Below are 22,133 nucleotides of genomic sequence, written 5' to 3' on the forward strand. Positions count from 1 at the left end.
GTCTTGCAGAAGTCAGACGCGGCTTAGAAGTTCAGCGCACGCTTGTCCACGGCCAGAGCGGCTTCCTTCACGGCTTCCGACAGGGTCGGGTGCGCGTGGCAGATGCGGGCGATGTCTTCGGCGGCGCCGCGGAATTCCATGATCGTCACGGCTTCCGAGATCAGTTCCGAGGCCATCGGGCCCACGATGTGCACGCCCAGGACTTCGTCGGTCTTGGCGTCGGCAATCACCTTGGCAAAGCCGGTGGTGTCACCCAGCGCACGGGCGCGGCCGTTGGCCAGGAACGGGAAGCTGCCGGCCTTGTACTCGCGGCCTTCGGCCTTGAGCTGCTGCTCGGTCTTGCCGACCCAGGCGATTTCCGGCGAGGTGTAGATGACCCACGGCACGGTGTCGAAGTTGACGTGGCCGTGCTGGCCGGCGATGCGCTCGGCCACCGCCACGCCTTCTTCTTCAGCCTTGTGCGCCAGCATCGGGCCGCGCACGACGTCGCCCACTGCCCAGACGTTCGGCAGGTTGGTCTTGCAGTCGCCGTCGACGGCCACAAAGCCGCGCTCGTCCAGCTTCAGGCCCACGGCGTCGGCGTTCAGGCCGCCGGTGTAGGGCACGCGGCCGATCGAGACGATCAGCTTGTCCACGACCAGCTTCTGCTCGGCGCCCTTGGCGTCGACGTAAGGCACGGTCACCGACTTGGCGGTCGCCTTGATCTCACCGATCTTGACGCCCATCTGGATATTCAGGCCTTGCTTGGTGAAAGCCTTGAGGGCTTCCTTGGCCACTTGCCCATCGGCGGCAGCCAGGAATTCCGGCATCGCTTCCAGAATCGTGACTTCCGAACCCAGGCGGCGCCACACGCTGCCCATTTCCAGGCCGATCACGCCGGCGCCGATGACGCCCAGCGTCTTCGGAACGGCGCCGATGTTCAGTGCGCCGTCGTTGGACAGCACGACCTTTTCGTCGAACGGCAGGCCGGGCAGTTCACGCGCCGACGAGCCGGTGGCGACCACGACGTGTTTGGCAACCAGGTCTTCCTCGGCGGTGCCGGTGACCTTGATGGCCCAGCCGCCTTCCACTTGGCCGCTGAACGCGCCCTTGCCGTGGAAGAACGTGACCTTGTTCTTCTTGAACAGGTACAGGATGCCGTCGTTGTTCTGCTTGACCACCGTGTTCTTGCGGCCGATCAGCGTGTCGAGCTTCAGGCTGACGCCCTTGACTTCGATGCCGTGCTCGGCGAAGTGGTGGTTGGCTTGTTCAAAGTGTTCGGACGATTGCAGCAGCGCCTTGGACGGAATGCAGCCGACGTTGGTGCAGGTGCCGCCGGGAGCCGGGCCGCCTTGGCCATTCTGCCAAGCGTCGATGCAAGCGACCGACATGCCGAGTTGCGCGGCGCGGATGGCGGCGATGTAGCCGCCGGGGCCTGCGCCAATCACGACGACGTCAAATTGTTTGGACATAGTGTTCTCGCGAATGAATGAGGGGGTGGAGCACGCCCCGACCAGCGCGGTCAGGCTGCGGGCCGGCGGGGAGCCGGCCCGGGGGGGCCGCGCGACCATCGGGTCGGGCGCGGCGCCGGCCAGGGGCGTCGAGATTACAGGTCCAGCAACAGGCGCTGCGGATCTTCCAGGGCGTCCTTCATGGCGACCAGGCCCAGCACGGCTTCGCGGCCGTCGATGATGCGGTGGTCGTAGGACAGAGCCAGGTAGTTCATCGGGCGGATGACGATCTGGCCGTTTTCGACGACGGCGCGATCCTTGGTGGCGTGCACGCCCAGGATGGCCGATTGCGGCGGGTTGATGATCGGGGTCGACAGCATCGAGCCGAATACGCCACCGTTGGAGATCGAGAACGTGCCACCGGTCATTTCTTCAATGCCCAGCTTGCCGTCAGCGGCGCGGCGGCCGAAGTCGGCGATGGTCTTCTCGATGTCGGCGATGGACAGCTGGTCAGCGTTGCGCAGGATCGGCACCACCAGGCCACGCGGGCTGCCGACAGCGATACCGATGTCGAAGTAGCCGTGATAGATGATGTCCTTGCCGTCGATCGAGGCGTTGATCAGCGGGTACTTCTTCAGCGCGGCAACGGCGGCCTTGACGAAGAACGACATGAAGCCCAGCTTGATGCCGTGTTCCTTTTCGAACTTGTCCTTGTACTTGGCGCGCAGGTCGATGACGGCCTGCATGTTGACTTCGTTGAACGTCGTCAGGATGGCGTTTTCTTGCTGCGATTGCAGCAGGCGCTCGGCGATGCGGGCGCGCAGGCGGCTCATCGGCACGCGCTGTTCCGGACGGCCATCCAGCGACAGCGTGGTCGGGGCGGGCGCGGCGGCAGCCTTGGCCGGTGCGGCCTTGGCGGGTGCGCTGGCGGCCAGGGCGTCGCCCTTGGTCACGCGGCCGTCACGGCCCGAGCCAGCCACGGAAGCGGCGTCAACGCCCTTCTCGGCCAGGATCTTCGAGGCGGCGGGCGACGCGACGCCAGCAGCGGCCGTCGATGCCGGTGCGGCAGCGGCGGGGGCGGCGGCGGCTTGCTCAGCGGCCTTGGGGGCTTCGGCGGGCGCGGTGGCAGCGGCACCGGCCTTGGCGGCGGTGTCGATGCGAGCCAGCACTTCGCCGGAGGTCACGGTGCTGCCATCGCCCTTGACGATTTCGGCCAGCACGCCCGAGGCGGGGGCCGGCACTTCCAGCACGACCTTGTCGGTTTCGACTTCGATCAGGATTTCGTCGGCTTCAACGGCAGCGCCCGGCTGCTTCTTCCAGGTCAGCAGGGTCGCTTCGGAAACGGATTCGGAAAGTTGGGGAACGACGACGTCGGTAATAGCCATTTTGTTTATTCCGTAGAGAGTGTGTTCTTGTCACGCGGCGCGGCAAGGTTCGAAACGGGGTTCCGGAACACTTGCCGCCCGCGGCGCGTGCATCAAGTAAAGGTTACTTCGTCAACATGACCTTGAACTTGGGCGCGAAGGCCGTCTCGATCAGAGCCTTCTGCTGTTCCTGGTGCTTGGCCAGGTAGCCCACGGCCGGCGATGCCGACGCGGCACGGCCTGCGTAGCCAAGCTTCTGGCCTTCGACCATGTTCTCGTACACGTGATGCTGAACGTAGAACCAGGCGCCTTGGTTCTGGGGTTCGTCCTGCACCCAGATCACTTCGGTAGCCTTCGGGTACTTGCGCAGTTCGGCTTCGAACGACTTGTGCGCAAACGGATAGAGCTGTTCGACACGGACGATGGCGACGTTGTCGGCGCCACGCTCGCGGCGGGCGTTGACCAGGTCGTAGTAGACCTTGCCCGAGCAAGCCAGCACGCGCTTGACCTTGCTGGCGTCGATGGCCTCGTCGACCTCGCCGATGACCGGGCGGAAGCTGCCGCCGGCCAGATCAGTCAGGGGCGAACCGGCGTCCTTGTTACGCAGCAGCGACTTCGGCGTGAACAGCACCAGCGGCTTGCGGAACGGGCGGATCATCTGGCGGCGCAGAACGTGGAAGATCTGCGAAGCCGAGGTCGGCTGAACCACTTGCATGTTGTTGTCGGCGCACAGCTGCAGGAAGCGCTCGATGCGGCCCGACGAGTGCTCGGGACCCTGGCCTTCGTAGCCGTGCGGCAGCATCAGGGTCAGGCCCGACTGGCGGCCCCACTTGGCTTCGCCGGAGCTGATGAACTGGTCGATCACGACCTGAGCGCCGTTGACGAAGTCGCCGAACTGGCCTTCCCAGATGGTCAGCGTGTTGGGCTCGGCGCTGGAGTAGCCGTATTCAAACGCCAGCACTGCCTCTTCGGACAGCACGGAGTCGATCACGGTGAACGGCGCCTGGCCTTCCGACACGTTCTGCAGCGGAATGAAGGTGCCGTCGTTCCAGCGTTCGCGGTTCTGGTCGTGCAGCACGGCGTGGCGGTGCGTGAACGTGCCACGGCCCGAATCCTGGCCGGTGATGCGGATGGCGTAGCCCGAGGACACCAGGGTCGCGAAGGCGAGGTGTTCGCCCATGCCCCAGTCCAGGTTCATTTCGCCCTTGGCCATGGTGCGGCGGTCGTTCAGCAGCTTGGCGACCAGCGGGTGCACCGTGAAGCCTTCCGGCACGGTGGTGATGCGTTCGCCGATTCGCTTCAGTTCAGCCAGCGGCACGGCGGTGTCGGCCTGGTCGGTCCACTTGGCGCCCAGGAACGGCGACCAGTCGATGGCGTACTTGCTCTTGTAGTCGGTCAGCACCGGTTCGATGGTGCGCTGGCCGTCTTCCATGAGCTGACGGTAGTCCTTGACCAGCTGATCGGCTTCGCCGTCGGCCAGCACGCCTTGCGTGGTCAGCTTGTCGGCGTACAGCTTGCGCGTGCCGGGGTGATGGCCAATGCGCTTGTACATCAGGGGCTGCGTCAGCGACGGGGTATCTTGCTCGTTGTGGCCCAGCTTGCGGAAGCAGACGATGTCCACAACGATGTCGTGACGGAATTGCAGGCGGTAGTCCAGGGCCAGCTTGGTGACGAACACCACGGCTTCGGGGTCGTCGCCGTTGACGTGGAACACCGGGGCTTCGATCATCTTGACCACGTCGGTGCAATACAGCGTCGAACGCGAGTCACGCGGGTCGGACGTGGTGAAACCGATCTGGTTGTTGATGACGATGTGCAGCGTGCCGCCCGTGCCGTAGCCGCGGGTCTGGGCCAGGTTCAGGGTTTCCATCACGACGCCCTGGCCGGCAAAGGCCGCGTCGCCGTGCACCAGCACCGGCAGCACTTGCTTGCCTTCGCCATCGCCACGGCGTTCCTGGCGGGCGCGGACGCTGCCTTCGACGACGGGGTTGACGATTTCAAGGTGCGAGGGGTTGAACGCCAGCGACAGGTGGACGGGGCCGCCGCGCGTGGACAGGTCGCTCGAGAAGCCGTTGTGGTACTTCACGTCGCCGTCGGTCAGGCCTTCGGCGTGCTTGCCTTCGAACTCGGCGAACAGGTCGCCGGGCATCTTGCCCATGATGTTCACGAGCAGGTTCAGGCGGCCGCGGTGGGCCATGCCGACCACGATTTCCTGAACGCCGTTTTCACCGGCGTGGTTGACCACTTCGTCCATCGAGGCGATGAAGCTTTCGCCGCCTTCCAGCGAGAAGCGCTTCTGGCCGACGTACTTGGTGTGCAGGAAGCGTTCCAGACCTTCGGACTCGGTGAGCTGCTGAAGGATGTGGCGCTTTTCTTCCGGCGAATACGTGGGCGCGCCCAGCGTGGTTTCCAGGCGTTCCTGGATCCAGCGCTTGGCGGCGGGGTCGGAGATGTGCGTGAATTCTGCACCGATGCTGCGGCAGTACGTGTCGCGCAGTGCCTTCAGGATGTCGCGCAGCGTCATCGTGCTGGCGGTCGTGAAGTAGGTGTTGGTGGCCGAGTAGGTCTGGTCCAGATCGGCTTCGGTCAGGCCGTAGAAGGCGGGATCGAGTTCCGGAATCGGCGGACGTTCCTGGCGCTTGAGCGGGTCCAGATCGGCCCAGCGCGAGCCCAGCGAGCGGTAGGCGGCAATCAGCGATTGCACCGAGACCTGCTTGCTGGCGACGCTCAGGTCGGGTTCGGCGGAGCGTTGCACGAAGGCATTGGCCTTGGCGCGCTGGGCGAACGATTCGACGATGGGAGCGTGGGCCTGGTCACGAGTGGATTCCTGGCCGTCGGTAGCGGGAGCGTGCTGCAACTGGTCGAAGTATTCGCGCCAATTGTCAGGAACCGAACCGGGATTGTCGAGGTAGGCTTCGTAAAGCTCCTCAACATACGGGGCATTACCCCCAAAGAGATAAGACGTGGATAGAGATTCTATTTCCGAAGACATATCGCTTCACCTATACGAGTGCTTCACTCGAGACGATGCAGGAAAACCTTCCGCGACACGGGCTTCCCGTTAAGCGGATAGCAGGGGCAGAAGGCGCGTACAAGCCTTGAAAGCCTATGGTCGAGAAGTATAACCCTTTGAGTTTACGGGCGTCTTCCTGCGTTTCTGTGACGCAAAAGGCCTTTCGGAATGCTGTCATGCGGCAACGGAATGTCCGTCCAACCCCTTCAAATTCGCCGTCTACGCGCCTCCAAAATCCGTCAATCCAAAATGCGGCAGCGCGTCATTTCAAATAGCGGAAAAGATGAGTGTTGCGTTTACGCCTCGTCAAACCGGTAGCGCGGTGGTCGACATGATCTCTTTGAGTACGAAAAAAGTACGAATCTGGCGCACGCCGGGCAGCTTGATGATCTCGCCCGCATGCAGCTTGTTGAAGCGTTCCAGATCCCGGATACGCAACATCAGGAAATAGTCGAACTCCCCCGCCACCAGGTGGCATTCCAGGCAGCCGCTGATGCCCTTGGCCGCTTCCTCGAAGTCGGTGAACGAATCGGGCGTCGAGCGATCCAGCACCACCCCCACGATGACCAGTGTGGCCATGTCCACGTCGGCGGGTTCCAGCAGCGCGACCGTCTTGCGGATGACGCCTTCGCTCTTTAGCCGTTCAACGCGCCGCAGGCAGGCGGCGGGGCTGAGGTGCACGCGTGCGCTCAAGTCCAGATTGGTGATCTGCGCGTCGTCCTGAAGAATGCGCAGGATCTGGCGGTCGATGCGGTCCAGCGTGAAAACAGCGGTCATTGATAACGTCCCTGAAAATTAAATTTCGCCGGCGTTTTTATTTTGGAAATATTAAATCCATTAATCGAGATTAATGAACTTCTGATTTGGTGGATTGAAAAAATACGCAATTGACCGCTCAACCCCATGATTTCTATGATTTTTGCGAACCCTGCCGAGAAGCGCGGGGCCGCCAGGATCACCAGGAGCCACCATGGATCTGCAACGTTTTCCCCGTCATCGCCTGACCTTCGGCGATACCCCGATCGAAAAGCTGGACCGGCTTTCGCAGCATCTCGGCGGCAAGGTCGAGATCTACGCCAAGCGCGAGGACTGCAACAGCGGCCTCGCCTTCGGCGGCAACAAGCTGCGCAAGCTCGAATACCTGATTCCGCAGGCGCTGGAACAGGGTTGCGACACGCTCGTCACCATCGGCGGCATCCAGTCCAACCACACGCGCATGGTCGCCGCGGTCGCCGCCAAACTGGGATTGGCCTGCGTGCTGGTTCAGGAGAACTGGGTGGACTATTCCGATGCCGTCTACGACCGCGTCGGCAACATCATGATGAGCCGCCTCATGGGCGCGGACGTGCGCCTGGTCGATCAGGGCTTTGACATCGGCTTTCGCCGCAGCTGGGAAGAGGCGCTGGAAGAGGTGAAACGCCGCGGCGGCAAACCCTACGCCATTCCGGCCGGCGCATCCGATCACGAGCTGGGCGGCCTGGGCTACGTGGGCTTTGCCGAAGAGGTGCGCCGCCAGGAAGCCGAACTGGGATTCAAGTTCGACTACATCGTCGTCTGCGCGGTCACCGGCAGCACGCAGGCCGGCATGGTGGTGGGCTTTGCCGCCGACGGCCGCGCCGACCGCGTCATCGGCATCGACGCATCCGCCACGCCGGACCAGACGCGCGCGCAGGTCCTGCGCATCGCGCGGCGCACCGCCGACCTCGTCGGACTGAAAAAGCCGATCGAAGACACGGACGTGGTGCTGGACACGCGCTACGCCTATCCCGCGTATGGCCTGCCCTCAGCCGAAACCAACGACGCCATCCGCACGTGCGCCCGGCTGGAAGGCATGATGACCGACCCCGTGTACGAAGGAAAATCCATGCAGGGGATGATGGACATCATCCGCAAAGGCGAGATTCCCGCCGGCTCGAAGGTCCTGTATGCGCACCTGGGAGGGGTGCCGGCGATCAACGCCTACAGCTTTCTGTACCGCAACGGATAGCGGCGGGTTCGGGGTCACGGGGTGGCCTTGCGGGGACTTGCGGTGATGTTGTCGCCCGGGCCGGCCGCCATGGGAAACCCATGGTGGCGCGCCGCCCCCGCCACGATCAGCGTCGCCGCCAGCAACACCAACAGGGCCGGCGCAAACGCGGCGACGCCCACGCCTTCGAGCAGGATGCCGCCGATGACGCCGCCGCCCGCGATCGCCAGGTTCCAGGCCGTGACCAGCATCGACTGCGCCACATCGGCCGACTCGCCCGCGGTCTTGGCCAGCGCGGTCTGGAACAGCGTCGGCGCGCCGCCAAACGCCAATCCCCAAGCCGCCACCGCCGTGATCACGACGACGGAATTCTTGCCGCTGATGCCCAGGGCCAGCGCGGACAACGCGAACAGCGCCGTGCTGGCCAGCGTCATGGCGCGCAGATGGCTGTCGATCAGGACGCCGATGACCCAGAGGCCGATCAACGACGACAGGCCGAACACCAGCAGCATCATGTCCGTGCGATCGTCCATGCCGCGCGCCGCCAGGAAGGGCGCAATGTAGGTATAGAGAATGTTGTGCGCCAGGACGAACGCGAACACCACGAACAGCACCGCGCGCACGCCGGGCAGGGTGAAGACGCGGCGCAGCGGCGCGCGCTTGCCCGTGGCCTGCCCCGCGAAGTCCGGCACCTGGATGCGCACCCACACCATCAGCATCAGCGCAAGCGCGCTCATGATGCCGAAACACCAGCGCCATCCCACCAGATTGCCCAGGAAGGTCCCCGCCGGCACGCCAAGCGACAACGCCAAAGGCGTGCCCACCATGGCGATGGCGATGGCGCGCCCCTTCTGGCGCTCCGGCACCATGCGCGCGGCATACCCCGCGGCCAGCGCCCACAGCAGCCCGGCGGACACGCCAGCAACAAAGCGTGCCGCCATCGTCAGCACGTAGCTGGCGGACACCGTGGTGATGGTGTTGGCGATGACAAAGCCAGCAATCGCGGCCAGCAGCAACGGGCGCCGGCGCACGCCTTGCGTCGCGGCGGTCAAGGGTATCGCGGCCACCAGCGAACCGATCGCGTAGATCGTCACCCACTGTCCGGCCATCGCTTCGGAAATATCCAGTCCCGCGCTGATCTGCGGCAACAGGCCGGCTGGCAGGGCTTCCGTCAGAATCGTGACGAAACCGGCCAGCGCCAGGGCCAGCAGTGCTGCAATGGGAAGACGCGCCTCGTGCGCGCCGGGACCGGGGGCCACCGCCTGAAAACCTGCCATGTTCTGCCTTTTGTCCGGCCGGCGGTGGGCGGATTGGCCCAACGCCGGCGCGTGTTGTGTGAAGGCAGCCATGTTGGCGGCTGGCGCGGTTCAGGACAATAATGCCGACGTTCAAAACATATCGGACAAATTGTCCTGAATCGCATCATGGTCGAATCGCTCAGCGCCATTGCAGCCTTTGTGCAGGCCGCGGAATTGCGCAGTTATTCCGACGCCGCCCGCCATCTGGGCGTGTCGGCGTCGGCCGTGGGCAAAAGCGTCTGCCGGCTGGAAACGCGCCTGGGCGTGCGCCTGCTCCATCGCAGCACGCGCAGCATCACCTTAACGGCCGAGGGCGCCGTTTTCCTGGAACGCTGCCGCCGAATCCTGTGCGAGCTCGAGTCCGCCGAACTGGAACTTTCCGAAACCCGCCAGGCGCCGCAAGGCAGATTGCGCATCAGCCTTCCGCTGGTCGGCATGCTGGTCATGCCGGCATTGACGGCCTTCATGCACCGCTACCCGGCCATCGAACTGGACGTGGATTTCTCGGATCGTCTGGTGGACGTCATCAACGAAGGATTCGACGTCGTGATGCGCACTGGCGAACCGACGGACTCGCGGCTGGTGTCGCGTCCCGTTGGCAACTATCGCCTGCTGCTCGTCGCGGCGCCGGGTTATCTGGCCAGCCGCGGCACGCCGCGCAGTCCGGCGGACCTGCAGCATCACGCCTGCCTGCAGCACCGATTTCCCAGCACCGGAAAACTCGAACCGTGGCCGTTGACGCGCGACGCCGGGTCGCCCGAGTGGACACTGCCCGTGTCGATGGTGTGCAACACGTCCGCGGCCCTGCTGGATGTGGCAGTGGCGGGCCTGGGCATCGCGTGCCTGCCCGATTTTCTCGTGCGGCCCGCCCTGCAGCGCGGCGACCTGGTTTCGATGCTGGACGGCCATGTCGAACACCAGGGCACGTTCCGGCTGCTATGGGCGTCCAGCAAGCATCTGGCGCCCAAGCTCCGGGTATTCATCGACTTCATGGGCGCGAAGTTGTTCAAGGATGCCGACGCCGCGACGGCGTGACATACGCGGCGTCGGGGCATTCGCCGATGGCCGTGGGCTGGTATTTGATGTACATACTTTGTATACATGATCAGACCTGCGTCAGCACGTGGCCGATCATTCCTCCTTCCTGCGACCGCCGATGCCCGTCTACGACTCCACGCTTCCCTACCCCCGCGACCTCGTCGGCTACGGGCGCAATCCGCCCCACGCGCAATGGCCGGGTAACGCGCGGATTGCCGTGCAGTTCGTGCTCAATTACGAAGAGGGCGGCGAGAACGGCGTGCTGCATGGCGATGCCGGCTCCGAGCAGTTCCTGTCCGAGATGTTCAACCCGGCCAGCTATCCAGACCGGCATCTCAGCATGGAGAGCATCTATGAATACGGGTCGCGGGCGGGCGTGTGGCGCATCCTGCGCGAATTCGAGAAGCGGCAACTGCCGCTGACGGTGTTCGGCGTCGGCATGGCCCTGCAACGCCATCCCGATCTGACGGCTGCCTTCGTGGAACTGGGCCATGAGATCGCCTGCCACGGCTGGCGCTGGATCCACTACCAGGACGTGGACGAAGCCACCGAACGCGAGCACATGCGGCTGGCCATCGACGCCATCACGACGCTGACCGGCGCGCGGCCACTGGGCTGGTACACCGGTCGCGACAGCCCGCGCACGCGCCGGCTGGTCGCCGACGACGGCGGATTCGAATACGACAGCGATTACTACGGCGACGACCTGCCCTTCTGGATGCGGGTGCGCAAGACCGATGGCTCGACCGCGCCGCAGCTCATCGTGCCCTACACGCTGGACTGCAACGACATGCGCTTCGCGCTGCCGCAGGGCTACTCGCACGCCGAGCCCTACTTCCAGTACATGAAGGACAGCTTCGACGCGCTCTACGCCGAAGGCGACGAGGCGCCCAAGATGCTCAGCATCGGCATGCACTGCCGTCTGCTCGGCCGCCCCGGACGCATCGTCGCCCTGCAACGCTTTCTGGATCACATCGCGCGCCACGACCGCGTCTGGGTCTGCCGCCGGCTGGACATCGCGCGCCACTGGAAAGCCACGCACCCCTACACCTCCGACCGTTGAACAGGACGACCATGGCTAACAATCTGAACGATCCGAACGTCGAGCCGCGCCCGCAGGAGCGCTTCGGCGAACCCGGAATGGGCAAGGACATCTGGGACTGGCACGAGGAGCTCAGCGTCTATAGCGATCCCGGCTATGCCGAAAAAGGCCTGCTCACGGTCACCTACCTGACCGACGCGCACCGCGCCTGCGCCGCGCGCATCTCCCAATGGATGCAGGACTGCGGCTTTGACGAGGTCGGCATCGACGCCGTCGGCAACGTGGTCGGGCGTTACCGCGCTGCCCAGGCCGGCGCGCCGGTCCTGATGACGGGCAGCCATTTCGACACCGTACGCAACGCCGGCAAGTACGACGGCCGGCTCGGCATCTTCGTGCCCATGGCCTGCGTGCGCGCGCTGCACCGCCAGAACCGGCGGCTGCCCTTCGACGTGGAGGTGATCGCCTTCGCCGAAGAAGAAGGCCAGCGTTACCGCGCGACGTTCCTGGGATCGGGCGCTCTGATCGGCGATTTCAAGCCCGAATGGCTGGACCAGAAGGACGCCGACGGCATCACCATGCGCGACGCCATGCTGCACGCGGGCCTGGACATCAACGGCATTGCCGGCCTGCGGCGCGATCCGGCGCGCTACCTGGGCTTTGTCGAGGTCCACATCGAACAAGGCCCCGTGCTGTACGAAATGGGGCTGCCGCTCGGCGTCGTCACCTCGATCAACGGCTGCGTGCGCCATCAGGTGCAGATTCTGGGTCAGGCCAGCCATGCGGGCACCACGCCCATGGACCGCCGGCGCGACGCCGCCGTGGCCGCCGCCGAACTGACGCTCTTTGTCGAACGGCGCGCCGCCCGCGATGGCGACTCGGTCGGCACGGTGGGCATGTTCGAGGTGCCCAGCGGGTCGATCAACGTCGTGCCGGGCGAGTGCCGATTCAGCCTGGACCTGCGCGCCCCCAGCGATGCGCAGCGCGACGCGCTGGTCGACGACGTGCTGGCCGAGTTGGCCGCCATCTGCAAGCGGCGCGGCCTGCGCTACACGCTGGAAGAAACCATGCGTGCCGCCGCCGCGCCCAGCGATCCGCGCTGGCAGCAGCGCTGGGAACACGCGGTCGGCGCGCTGGGCTTGACCGTGCACCGCATGCCCAGCGGCGCGGGCCACGATGCCATGAAGCTGCACGAGATCATGCCGCAAGCGATGCTGTTCGTGCGCGGCCAGAACAACGGCATCAGCCACAACCCCAGCGAATCCACCACCAGCGACGACATCGAACTTGCCGCGCAGGCCATGCTGGGCCTGCTCGATGCGCTGGCCAACGAAACCTCGACATAACGCCATGACCGATTACGCTCGACTCGACGCCTGGGTGGACGCCCATTTCGACGAAGAAGTCCGCTTCCTGCAGGCACTGGTGCGCGTGCCCACCGACACGCCGCCCGGCAACAACGCGCCGCACGCCGTGCGCACCGCGGAACTGCTGCAGGGCTTTGGCCTTGAAGCCGAAGCGCATCCCGTGCCTGCGCAGGCCGTGCAGGACTACGGCATGCAGTCCATCACCAACCTCATCGTGCGGCGCGAATACGGCGGCGACGGCCCGCGCATCGCGCTCAATGCCCACGGCGACGTGGTGCCGCCCGGCGACGGCTGGACGCACGATCCTTATGGCGCCGAGATCGACAACGGCAGCCTGTATGGCCGCGCCGCAGCGGTCAGCAAGAGCGACTTCGCCAGCTTCACGTTCGCCGTGCGGGCGCTGGAAGCCATCGCCAAGCCGACCCGCGGCGCGGTGGAATTGCACTTCACCTATGACGAGGAATTCGGCGGCCTGCTGGGCCCCGGCTGGCTGCTGGCGCAGGGGCTTACGCGCCCCGACCTGCTGATCGCGGCCGGCTTCAGCTATGAAGTCGTCACCGCGCACAACGGCTGCCTGCAGATGGAGGTGACGGTGCACGGCAAGATGGCCCACGCCGCCATTCCCAGCAGCGGCGTCGACGCCCTGCAAGGCGCCGTCGCACTGTTGAATGCGTTGTATGCGCAGAATGCGGAGTACCGCAAGATCACGTCGCAAGTCCCGGGCATTTCGCATCCGTACCTGAATGTGGGGCGGATCGAAGGGGGCACCAATACGAACGTGGTGCCCGGCAAGGTCAGTTTCAAACTGGACCGCCGCATGATCCCCGAAGAAAACGCCACCGAGGTCGAGGCCGACATCCGGCGCATCATCGAGGAAACCGCGGCGTCATGTCCCGGCATCCGCGTGGACATCAAGCGGCTGCTGCTGGCCAATTCGATGCGCCCGCTGCCCGGCGCGCAGCCGTTGGTGCAGGCCATCCAGCAACATGGCGAGGCCGTGTTCGGCGAACCCATCCCCGCGATGGGCACGCCGCTGTACACCGACGTGCGCCTGTACGCCGAAGCCGGCATCCCCGGCGTGATCTACGGCGCGGGTCCCCGCACGGTGCTGGAATCGCACGCAAAGCGCAACGACGAACGCATCAATCTGGAAGACCTGCGCCGCGCAACGAAAGTGATCGCGCGTACGCTGGCGGATTTGCTGCAACGGGGCGTGGGTGTCTGACACCAAAAGAACCGGTGTCTGACACCCCTGGCGCATCCCGGCGCATTGCAGACCGTCTCACGCGGGTGTCAGACACCTGACGGCACATCTGCAACACCGGTGTCTGACACCCCTGGCACACCCCGACGCATTGCAGACCGTCTCACGCGGGTGTCAGACACCTGACGGCACATCTGCAACACCGGTGTCTGACACCCCTGGCACACCCCGGCGCATTGCAGACCGTCTCACGCGGGTATCAGACACCTGACGGCACATCTGCAACACCGGTGTCTGACACCCCTGGCGCATCCCGGCGCATTGCAGACCGTCTCACGCGGGTGTCAGACACCTGACGGTGCATCGCTGGTGTCCGCTCCGCGGATTTACGCCAGCCGCATCACCCGCCGCCAGAACAGCACCGCCACCATGACAAACACGGCCAGCCCCAGGTAGGACGCCATGCCGGCGAAGTCTTCGCCAACAATCGCCAGTGGCGCCTCGGACCCCGCGGCCCCGATGATCGCGGCCATCAGCACGCCCACCAGGCTCTCGCCCACGATCAGCCCGGAGGCGAGCAGCACGCCGCGGCGGTTGGCCGCTTCGGCATAGCTGTCGTAGGGCTGGCCGGCGGCGGCAGCGCGGCGGCGCAGTGCGCCTTCCAGCAGCCACGCCAGCAGCGCGCCCGCCACGATGGGCGCGGCCACGGTCGGCGGCAGGTAGATGCCGATGCCCACCGCCAGCACGGGAATGCGCGCGACCTTGCACGTGCGCTTCAGGATTTCATCCACCGCGATCAGCGCCACCCCGACGGCCATGCCGATCAGGATCATGGTCCAGTTGAGCTGATGCGTGAAGATGCCGCGCGTGATCGCCAGCATCAGCGTGGCCTGCGGCGCGGACAGCGCCTGAGACGGGTCCATGCCCTCACGCGGCATTGCGTCCGCGAAACCATACGCGTTGTACAGCAGCTCCAGCACCGGCGAGATCACCGCCGCGCCGACCACGCAGCCGATCAGCAGCGCGACCTGCTGGCGCCACGGCGTCGCGCCCACCAGCCAGCCGGTCTTCAGGTCCTGCAGGTTGTCGTTCGAAATGGACGCCACCGCCACCACAGCCGACGTGCTGAAGATCGCCAGCGCGATCGCCATCTGCACGCCGTTCTCCAGCGCCATCAGGTCGCCACCCACGCCCAGCATCAGCACCGACACCAGCACGATGGCGACGATGCCCACGCCGGAGATCGGGCTGGTCGACGAACCCACCAGGCCGGCCATGTAGCCGCAGGCCGCAGCCACCAAGAAGCCGAACACAAACGCGAACAGCACCGCGTAGGCCACCAGCTTCCAGATGGCGCCCGACGACAGCGGCGTGCCGGACAGGAACACCTGGAACGTGAAGACCAGGATCGCCACCAGCACCAGCGTCACCGCAGAGATCCAGCCGGCCGACAGGTCGCGCTCGGTGCGCGGCGCGGTACCGGCGCGGGCAGCGCCTTCCTTGGTCAATGCCGAAAACGACGCCTTCACGCCACGCGCCATCGGCACGAACAGCGTCGCCAGCGTCCAGATCGCGCCCACGGCGATCACGCCCGCGCCGATAAAGCGCACCTGCGAGGACCACAGACCGGTGGCGTACGACGCCAGCGTTGCGCCCGCGGGCATGTCGCCCATGGCGGTCAGGATGGGCACCGCGATGCCCCACGCGATCACCAACCCCGTCAACATCGCCAGCCCGGCGACGATACCGATCAGGTAGCCGGCGCCCAGCAGGGCCAGTGAAAAACCCATCGGCAGCCGGAACACCGCGCCGCCCAAAGCAAACCAGCCGCTGACGCTGTCGCCCAGGACCCGCAGGCCGTTGGCGGCGAAGCTGACCACGGCCGCCGCGACACCGCCCGCGACGATGTCGCCCATGCCGGTGGCGGCGGGTTTGGCCGAGGCGCCCGCGGCGTGCTGCGGCGCGTCCTGCGCGCGCTCGGCGCTGCCGACGCGCAGAATCTCCGCCGCCGCCACGCCTTCCGGATACGGCAGATTGCTTTGCACCACCATCACGTGCCGCAGCGGAATCGTGAACATCACGCCCAGCATGCCGCCGGCCGCGCAGATCCCCAGCGTCTGCCAGAACGGAAAGCCCTGCCAGTGGCCCATCATGACCAGCGCCGGCAGGATGAAGATAATGGCCGACAGCGTGCCGGCCGCCGAGGCCTGCGTCTGCACCATGTTGTTTTCAAGGATGTTGGCGTCCTTGAACATGCGAAGGACGGACATCGAGATCACCGCCGCCGGGATGGCGGAGGAAAACGTCAGGCCCACCTTCAGCCCCAGGAACACATTCGAGGCGGTGAAGATGACGGTGATCAGCGCGCCGAGCAGGACGCCGCGGAAGGTCAGCTCGGGCAGTGTGACCTCCGGCGGAACGCGGATGGGCTCAGTCATGGGTTTCTCCCTATTGTTAGCGGCGAATTCTAGCGCTTCGCCGTCCACCCAGTGGTCACCAGCCGTAAGCACGAACTCGCAGTAGAACCTGCCGTGGCGCCCGCCCATGACGACACATTATGCTGAAAGCGCTGGATCCGGCCGGGGATTTCGATGCCTCATGCCTGGCGCATGGGTCTAGCATGAGGAAAAAACAGGAGACGACTTACCATGCTCGACCCTCGCCAGCCTCTTTCCGGAACGGCCCTCCAAGACGACGCCGACCCCGCAGAAACCGCCGAATGGCGCGAAGCGCTGCAGTCCCTGCTGGAGGCAGACGGGGCCGATCGCGCCGGCTATGTGCTGGACAGCGTGCTGGGCCATGCCGCCTCGCTCGGCCTGCGCGCCAACAGCCAGACCCGCACCGCCTACCTGAACACCATTCCCGCCGACCAGGAACCGCCCTTCCCCGGCAACCTGGCCGTCGAAGAGCGCATCGCCCGCATCAACCGCTGGAACGCGCTGGCCATGGTCGTGCGCGCCAACCAGGCGCATGGCGAGCTGGGCGGCCACATCGCCAGCTACGCGTCGGCCGCCGACCTGTTCGAGGTCGGCTTCAACCATTTCTTCCGCGCGCGCTCGGACGGCAACCCCGGCGACATCGTCTACATGCAGCCGCACTCGGCGCCCGGCGTCTACGCGCGCGCCTTCCTGGAAGGCTTTCTGGGCGAAGACGACCTGGCGCACTTCCGCCAGGAAATCACGGCCACCACGCGCGGCCTGCGGGGCCTGTCGTCCTACCCGCACCCGTGGCTGATGCCGGACTTCTGGCAGTTCCCCACCGGTTCCATGGGCATCGGCCCCATCAACGCGATCTACCAGGCGCGCTTCATGCGCTACCTGGAGCACCGATCGCTGGTGCCCGGCGCCGACCGCAAGGTGTGGGGCATCTTCGGCGACGGCGAAATGGACGAGCCCGAATCCATCGCGGCGCTCACGCTGGCCGCGCGCGAAAAGCTCGACAACCTGATCTTCGTCGTCAACTGCAACCTGCAGCGCCTGGACGGTCCGGTGCGCGGCAACGGCCGCATCATCGACGAGCTGGAAACCCTGTACGCCGGCGCGGGCTGGAACGTCATCAAACTGGTCTGGGGCAGCGACTGGGACGCGCTGCTGCGCCGTGACACGGGCGGCGCGCTGGCTCGCGCGTTCGCCAACACGGTGGACGGCCAGTTCCAGACCTTTGCGGCCAACGACGGCGCCTTCAACCGCGCCCATTTCTTCAACCAGAATCCGGAACTCGCCGCACTGGTGGCTGACTGGTCCGACGACGCCATCGACCGGCTGCACCGCGGTGGCCACGACATGGTGAAAATCCACGCGGCCTACCACCGCGCCGCGCGCCACCGCGGCCAGCCCACCGTCATCCTCGCGCAGACCAAGAAGGGGTTCGGCATGGGGACGGCGGGCCAGGGCAAGATGACGACCCACCAGCAGAAAAAGCTGGACGACGAGGCGCTCCTCGCCTTCCGCGACCGCTTCGCCCTGCCGATTTCCGATGCCGACTGCCTGGCGCTCAAGTTCTACCGGCCCGCCGACGACAGCGCCGAGATGCGCCACCTGCAGGCGCGCCGCGTCGCGCTGGGCGGCTACATCCCGCGCCGCAACGCCGAGGCCCCACGGCTCGCGCCCCCGGACGCGGACCAATGGGCGCGCTTCGCCCTGGCCGCCGACGGCAAGGAAATGTCCTCCACGATGGCCATCGTGCGCATGCTCACCGCGCTGCTGAAAGACGCCACCGTCGGGCCGCGCATCGTGCCCATCGTCGCCGATGAAGCCCGCACCTTCGGCATGGCCAACCTGTTCCGGCAGATCGGCATCTATTCCGCGCAGGGCCAGCTCTACGAACCCGAGGACATCGGCTCGGTGCTGTACTACCGCGAGGCCCGCGACGGCCAGATCCTCGAAGAAGGCATCACCGAGGCCGGCGCGATCTCGTCATGGACCGCGGCGGGCACCAGCTATTCGGTCAACGGCCTGCCGATGCTGCCCTTCTATATCTATTACTCGATGTTCGGATTCCAGCGCATCGGGGATCTGATCTGGGCCGCGGCCGACCAGCGCGCCCGGGGCTTTCTGATCGGCGCCACGTCGGGCCGCACGACGCTGGGCGGCGAGGGACTGCAACACCAGGACGGCTCCAGCCACATCATGGCCGCCACCGTGCCCAACTGCCGCGCCTACGACCCGGCCTACGCCTACGAAGTCGCCGTCATCGTCGAACATGGCATGCATCGCATGCTGGACGAACAGCGCGACGAATTCTTCTACCTGACCGTCACGAACGAAAACCTGGCGCAGCCCGGCATGCCCCAGGACCCGGCCACGCGCGAAGGCATCCTGCGCGGCCTGTACCGGCTGCGGCCCGCGCGCGGCAAGGCGCAGGTGCGCCTCTTGGCCGCCGGCCCCATGCTGCGCGAGGCCGAGCAGGCCGCCACGCGCCTGCACGACGAATTCGGGGTGGACGCCGAGGTCTGGAGCGTCACCAGCTTTTCCGAGCTGGCCCGCAGCGGGCGGCAGGCCGAGCGCGCCCGCGTGCTGGGCCTGGACGCCCCCGCGGATCAGGACTGGGTGCGCGCGTGCCTGGGCGACAGCGGCGCGCCGGTGATCGCCGCCAGCGACTACGTGCGCGCCGTGCCCGAACAGATCCGCGCGTTCGTCACCGCGCCCTACCGCACGCTGGGCACGGACGGGTTCGGGCGAAGCGACACCCGGGCAAGGTTGCGCGATTTCTTCGAAGTGAGCGCGGACTGGATCGCCCTGTACGCGCTGGACAGCCTGGGCAGGCAGGACGACGCGCGCGCGCTGCGCGAATCCCTGAATGCCGGCAGCCGCCAGGCGCCGCCTTGGGAAGTCTGACCCTCGACCATCGGACTGACGCAGCGCATGTGTTTGCTTGATTAAAAGCTAACCAAAGCGAACACTCGCTGCAGTGCAGCAACCAAGCACCCGCGCTTTCTGGTGAAATACGGGTGTTCCCCAAGCATTTCGCAAAGAATACGGCGGGCCGCGAGCCCGCCTTTTGGCATCCCTGTTTTTTTCATCCCTGTCTTTTTCCGTTAGCCCTTTCAGGCCCCGATCCCATGGACGAAACTCTTACCAAACTGGCGTTGGACTACCACGCCTATCCCACTCCCGGCAAAATCTCGGTCACCCCGACCAAGACCCTGGCCAACCAGGACGACCTGTCCCTGGCCTACTCCCCCGGCGTGGCTGCGGCTTGCATGGCCATTTTCGACCAAGGCGATGACGCGGCCTCCAAGTACACGTCGCGCGGCAACCTCGTGGGCGTGATCACCAACGGCACCGCCGTGCTGGGCCTGGGCAACATCGGCCCGCTGGCCGCCAAGCCCGTGATGGAAGGCAAGGGTTGCCTCTTCAAGAAATTCGCCGGCATCGACGTGTTCGACATCGAACTCGCCGAAAACGACCCGGACAAGCTAGTCGACATCATCGCCGCGCTGGAACCCACGCTGGGCGGCGTCAACCTTGAAGACATCAAGGCGCCCGAGTGCTTCTACATCGAGAAGAAGCTGCGCGAGCGCATGAAGATCCCCGTCTTCCACGACGACCAGCACGGCACCGCCATCATTTCGTCGGCCGCCATCCTGAACGGCCTGAAGGTCGTGAACAAGGACATCGGCTCGGTCAAGCTGGCATGCTCGGGCGCCGGCGCCGCCGCCATCGCCTGCCTGGACCTCCTGGTCCACCTGGGCATCAAGCGCGAAAACATCTTCGTGGTGGACTCGCGTGGCGTCATCTGGGACGGCCGCGACGAGAACATGGAAGCCAACAAGAAGCGCTACGCGCAAAAGACCGACGCGCGCACGCTCGCCGACGTGGTCAATGGCGCCGACGTGTTCCTGGGCTGCTCCACCGCCGGCGTGCTGACGGCCGACATGGTCAAGACCATGGCCGACCGCCCGCTGATCCTGGCCCTGGCCAACCCGGAACCGGAAATCCGCCCCGAAATCGCCAAGGCCGCGCGCCCGGACTGCATCATCGCAACGGGCCGCTCGGACTACCCGAACCAGGTCAACAACGTCCTGTGCTTCCCCTTCATCTTCCGCGGCGCCATGGATGCTGGCGCTTCGCGCATCACCGAGGAAATGAAGCTGGCGTGCGTCAAGGCCATCGCCGATCTGGCGCAGGCCGAGCAGAACGATGAAGTCGCCCGCGCCTACGCCGGCCAGGAACTGTCGTTCGGCCCCGAGTACATCATCCCGAAGCCGTTCGATCCGCGCCTCATCGTGCAGATCGCCCCGGCCGTGGCACAGGCTGCCGCCGACTCCGGCGTCGCCGCCCGTCCCATCGAAGACATCGAAGCCTACCGCCAGAAGCTGATGGGCTTCGTGTACCACTCGGGCCAGCTGATGCGTCCGCTGTTCGCTCAAGCCAAGAAGGCGCCCAAGCGCGTCATCTACGCCGACGGCGAAGACGAACGCGTCCTGCGCGCCGTGCAGACGGTCGCCGACGAAAAGCTGGCGTTCCCGATCCTGATCGGCCGTCCCGCCGTCATCGAGATGCGCATCCAGAAGGCCGGCCTGCGCCTCGTCGCCGGCCAGCACTTCGAGATCGTCGATCCCGAAGACGACAGCCGCTTCAACGAGACGTGGAACGCGTACTACCAGCTGAAGGGCCGTGAAGGCGTGACGCCGGCCATCGCCAAGGCGATGATCCGCAAGCACAACACGCTGATCGGCGCGATGCTGCTGCGCCGTGGCGATGCCGACGCGCTGCTGTGCGGCGTGGCCAGCAAGTACGACAACCAGCTCAAGTACATCGACGAAATCATCGGCAAGAAGGAAGGCCAGACGTACGCTGCCCTGAACGTGCTGATGCTGCCCGACCAGACGCTGTTCGTCACCGACACGCATGTCAACGAGAACCCCTCGGCTGACGAAGTCGCCAGCATCACCATCCAGGCCGCCGACGAAATGCTGCGTTTCGGCGTGGTGCCCAAGATCGCCCTGCTGTCGCACTCGAACTTCGGCAGCCGCGTCACCGAATCGTCGCGCAAGATGGCCGCCGCGCGCCAGATCGTGCAAGACCGCGCGCCCGACCTCGAAGTCGACGGTGAAATGCACGCCGACGCCGCCTTGTCCGAAAAGATCCGCGTCCTGGCCTATCCGGACAGCACGCTGAAGGGCCGCGCCAACCTGCTGGTCATGCCCAATCTGGACACCGGCAACATCACGTACAACATGCTGAAGATGACCGGCAGCAATGGCGTCGCGATGGGTCCGATCCTGCTGGGCGCCGCGCGTCCCGTGCACATCCTGACCACCAGCGCCACCGTGCGCCGCATCGTCAACATGACGGCGCTGGCCGTGGTGGACGCGCAGCAGGAAGCCGCGGAAGAAGCCAAGAAGCGCCGCCGCTGATCGCAGCGTCTCACTGAAGACACGCGGGCGCTCCCAACGGTGCGCCCGTTTTCATTCGGGATGGTAAAACCTAGCTTGTCCTTTACCTGGAGACGACATGCTGGCCGATGCAATGTATGCCTGGTTCCATTACCTGGCGATCTTCGTACTGGTGGTGGTCCTGACCGCCGAAGCCGTTCTGCTGCGGCCCGACCTGACGCCAGCCGGCGTCAAACGCCTCATCATCTACGACCGCCTCTACGGCGTGTCCGCGATCCTGGTCCTGGTCACCGGCGTGCTGCGGCTGACGCTGGGCGCCAAGGGCGCCGTGTTCTACATGAGCAATCCCTGGTTCCACGCCAAGATCTCGCTCTTCGTCGTCATCGCGCTCTGTTCCATCCCGCCCACGCTCACGTTCCTGCGCTGGGCAAAACAACGTCGCCAGCAGCCCGAGTTCGTCCCCGCCCTGCCCGAGATCAAACGCGCGCGGCGCTGGGTGATGATCGCCTCACACCTGTTCATCTTCCTGCCGCTCTTCGCGGTGCTGATGGCGCGGGGCATCGGCTATTGATGG

The 22,133-nt window shown here is 65.7% G+C and carries 13 protein-coding genes and 1 pseudogene; 8 read left to right on the forward strand and 6 right to left on the reverse strand.

Features of this window, described 5'->3' with window-relative positions; all coding sequences use genetic code 11:
- Window positions 1-23 precede the first annotated feature (23 nt).
- From lpdA to AC6LJW_RS23770, 4 genes are all read right to left on the reverse strand, one after another.
- Window positions 24-1,451 carry a dihydrolipoyl dehydrogenase gene (lpdA, locus tag AC6LJW_RS23755; protein ID WP_056567795.1) on the reverse strand — a complete coding sequence of 476 codons (1,428 nt, stop codon included), beginning with the start codon at window positions 1,449-1,451 and terminating at the stop codon, window positions 24-26.
- Between the two features lie 134 nt (window positions 1,452-1,585).
- Window positions 1,586-2,815 carry a 2-oxoglutarate dehydrogenase complex dihydrolipoyllysine-residue succinyltransferase gene (odhB, locus tag AC6LJW_RS23760; RefSeq protein WP_056567799.1) on the reverse strand — a complete coding sequence of 410 codons (1,230 nt, stop codon included), beginning with the start codon at window positions 2,813-2,815 and terminating at the stop codon, window positions 1,586-1,588.
- A gap of 103 nt (window positions 2,816-2,918) precedes the next feature.
- Window positions 2,919-5,786: a 2-oxoglutarate dehydrogenase E1 component gene (locus AC6LJW_RS23765; protein WP_056567801.1), complete on the reverse strand. Its 2,868-nt coding sequence runs from the start codon at window positions 5,784-5,786 to the stop codon at window positions 2,919-2,921.
- A 327-nt stretch (window positions 5,787-6,113) separates the two neighbouring features.
- Complete coding sequence (locus AC6LJW_RS23770; protein ID WP_056567804.1) at window positions 6,114-6,584, reverse strand: Lrp/AsnC family transcriptional regulator; 471 nt, start codon at window positions 6,582-6,584, stop codon at window positions 6,114-6,116.
- Window positions 6,585-6,777: 193 nt separating this feature from the next.
- On the opposite strand from AC6LJW_RS23770, the gene AC6LJW_RS23775 reads away from it, so the two are divergent.
- Window positions 6,778-7,794, forward strand: a complete 1,017-nt coding sequence (locus AC6LJW_RS23775) for a 1-aminocyclopropane-1-carboxylate deaminase (protein WP_056567807.1) — start codon at window positions 6,778-6,780, stop codon at window positions 7,792-7,794.
- A gap of 14 nt (window positions 7,795-7,808) precedes the next feature.
- Here the strand turns inward: AC6LJW_RS23775 and AC6LJW_RS23780 are convergent, their stop codons facing one another.
- Window positions 7,809-9,050 (reverse strand): MFS transporter, encoded by a 1,242-nt coding sequence (locus AC6LJW_RS23780; protein ID WP_498088414.1) that lies wholly within the window; start codon window positions 9,048-9,050, stop codon window positions 7,809-7,811.
- Window positions 9,051-9,197: 147 nt separating this feature from the next.
- Between AC6LJW_RS23780 and AC6LJW_RS23785 the strand changes: the two genes are divergently transcribed.
- The 4 genes and pseudogenes from AC6LJW_RS23785 to AC6LJW_RS23800 all read left to right on the forward strand — a co-directional run bounded on the left by AC6LJW_RS23785 (window position 9,198) and on the right by AC6LJW_RS23800 (window position 13,740).
- The gene (locus AC6LJW_RS23785) at window positions 9,198-10,106 is read left to right on the forward strand and encodes a LysR family transcriptional regulator (RefSeq protein WP_498088416.1); all 909 of its coding nucleotides are present in this window, start codon (window positions 9,198-9,200) and stop codon (window positions 10,104-10,106) included.
- Window positions 10,107-10,227: 121 nt separating this feature from the next.
- Window positions 10,228-11,172, forward strand: a complete 945-nt coding sequence (puuE, locus tag AC6LJW_RS23790; protein WP_427986461.1) for an allantoinase PuuE — start codon at window positions 10,228-10,230, stop codon at window positions 11,170-11,172.
- 62 nt (window positions 11,173-11,234) lie between these two features.
- Window positions 11,235-12,494 (forward strand): annotated as a pseudogene (locus AC6LJW_RS23795) (hydantoinase/carbamoylase family amidase); the annotation flags it as partial.
- Window positions 12,495-12,498: 4 nt separating this feature from the next.
- Window positions 12,499-13,740, forward strand: a complete 1,242-nt coding sequence (locus tag AC6LJW_RS23800; RefSeq protein ID WP_498088417.1) for a M20 family metallopeptidase — start codon at window positions 12,499-12,501, stop codon at window positions 13,738-13,740.
- A 365-nt stretch (window positions 13,741-14,105) separates the two neighbouring features.
- Here AC6LJW_RS23800 and AC6LJW_RS23805 read toward each other — a convergent pair whose 3' ends face one another.
- The gene (locus tag AC6LJW_RS23805) at window positions 14,106-16,157 is read right to left on the reverse strand and encodes an OPT family oligopeptide transporter (protein ID WP_427986463.1); all 2,052 of its coding nucleotides are present in this window, start codon (window positions 16,155-16,157) and stop codon (window positions 14,106-14,108) included.
- 210 nt (window positions 16,158-16,367) lie between these two features.
- On the opposite strand from AC6LJW_RS23805, the gene mdeB reads away from it, so the two are divergent.
- The 3 genes from mdeB (at window position 16,368) to AC6LJW_RS23820 (ending at window position 22,130) form a co-directional block, all read left to right on the forward strand.
- Window positions 16,368-19,055: an alpha-ketoglutarate dehydrogenase gene (mdeB, locus tag AC6LJW_RS23810; RefSeq protein WP_498088418.1), complete on the forward strand. Its 2,688-nt coding sequence runs from the start codon at window positions 16,368-16,370 to the stop codon at window positions 19,053-19,055.
- 224 nt (window positions 19,056-19,279) lie between these two features.
- The gene (locus AC6LJW_RS23815; protein WP_056567827.1) at window positions 19,280-21,580 is read left to right on the forward strand and encodes an NADP-dependent malic enzyme; all 2,301 of its coding nucleotides are present in this window, start codon (window positions 19,280-19,282) and stop codon (window positions 21,578-21,580) included.
- 97 nt (window positions 21,581-21,677) lie between these two features.
- Window positions 21,678-22,130, forward strand: a complete 453-nt coding sequence (locus AC6LJW_RS23820; RefSeq protein ID WP_056567830.1) for a DUF2214 family protein — start codon at window positions 21,678-21,680, stop codon at window positions 22,128-22,130.
- Window positions 22,131-22,133 lie beyond the last annotated feature (3 nt).

The sequence above is a fragment of the Achromobacter sp. 1012554356 genome, from assembly GCF_059760815.1.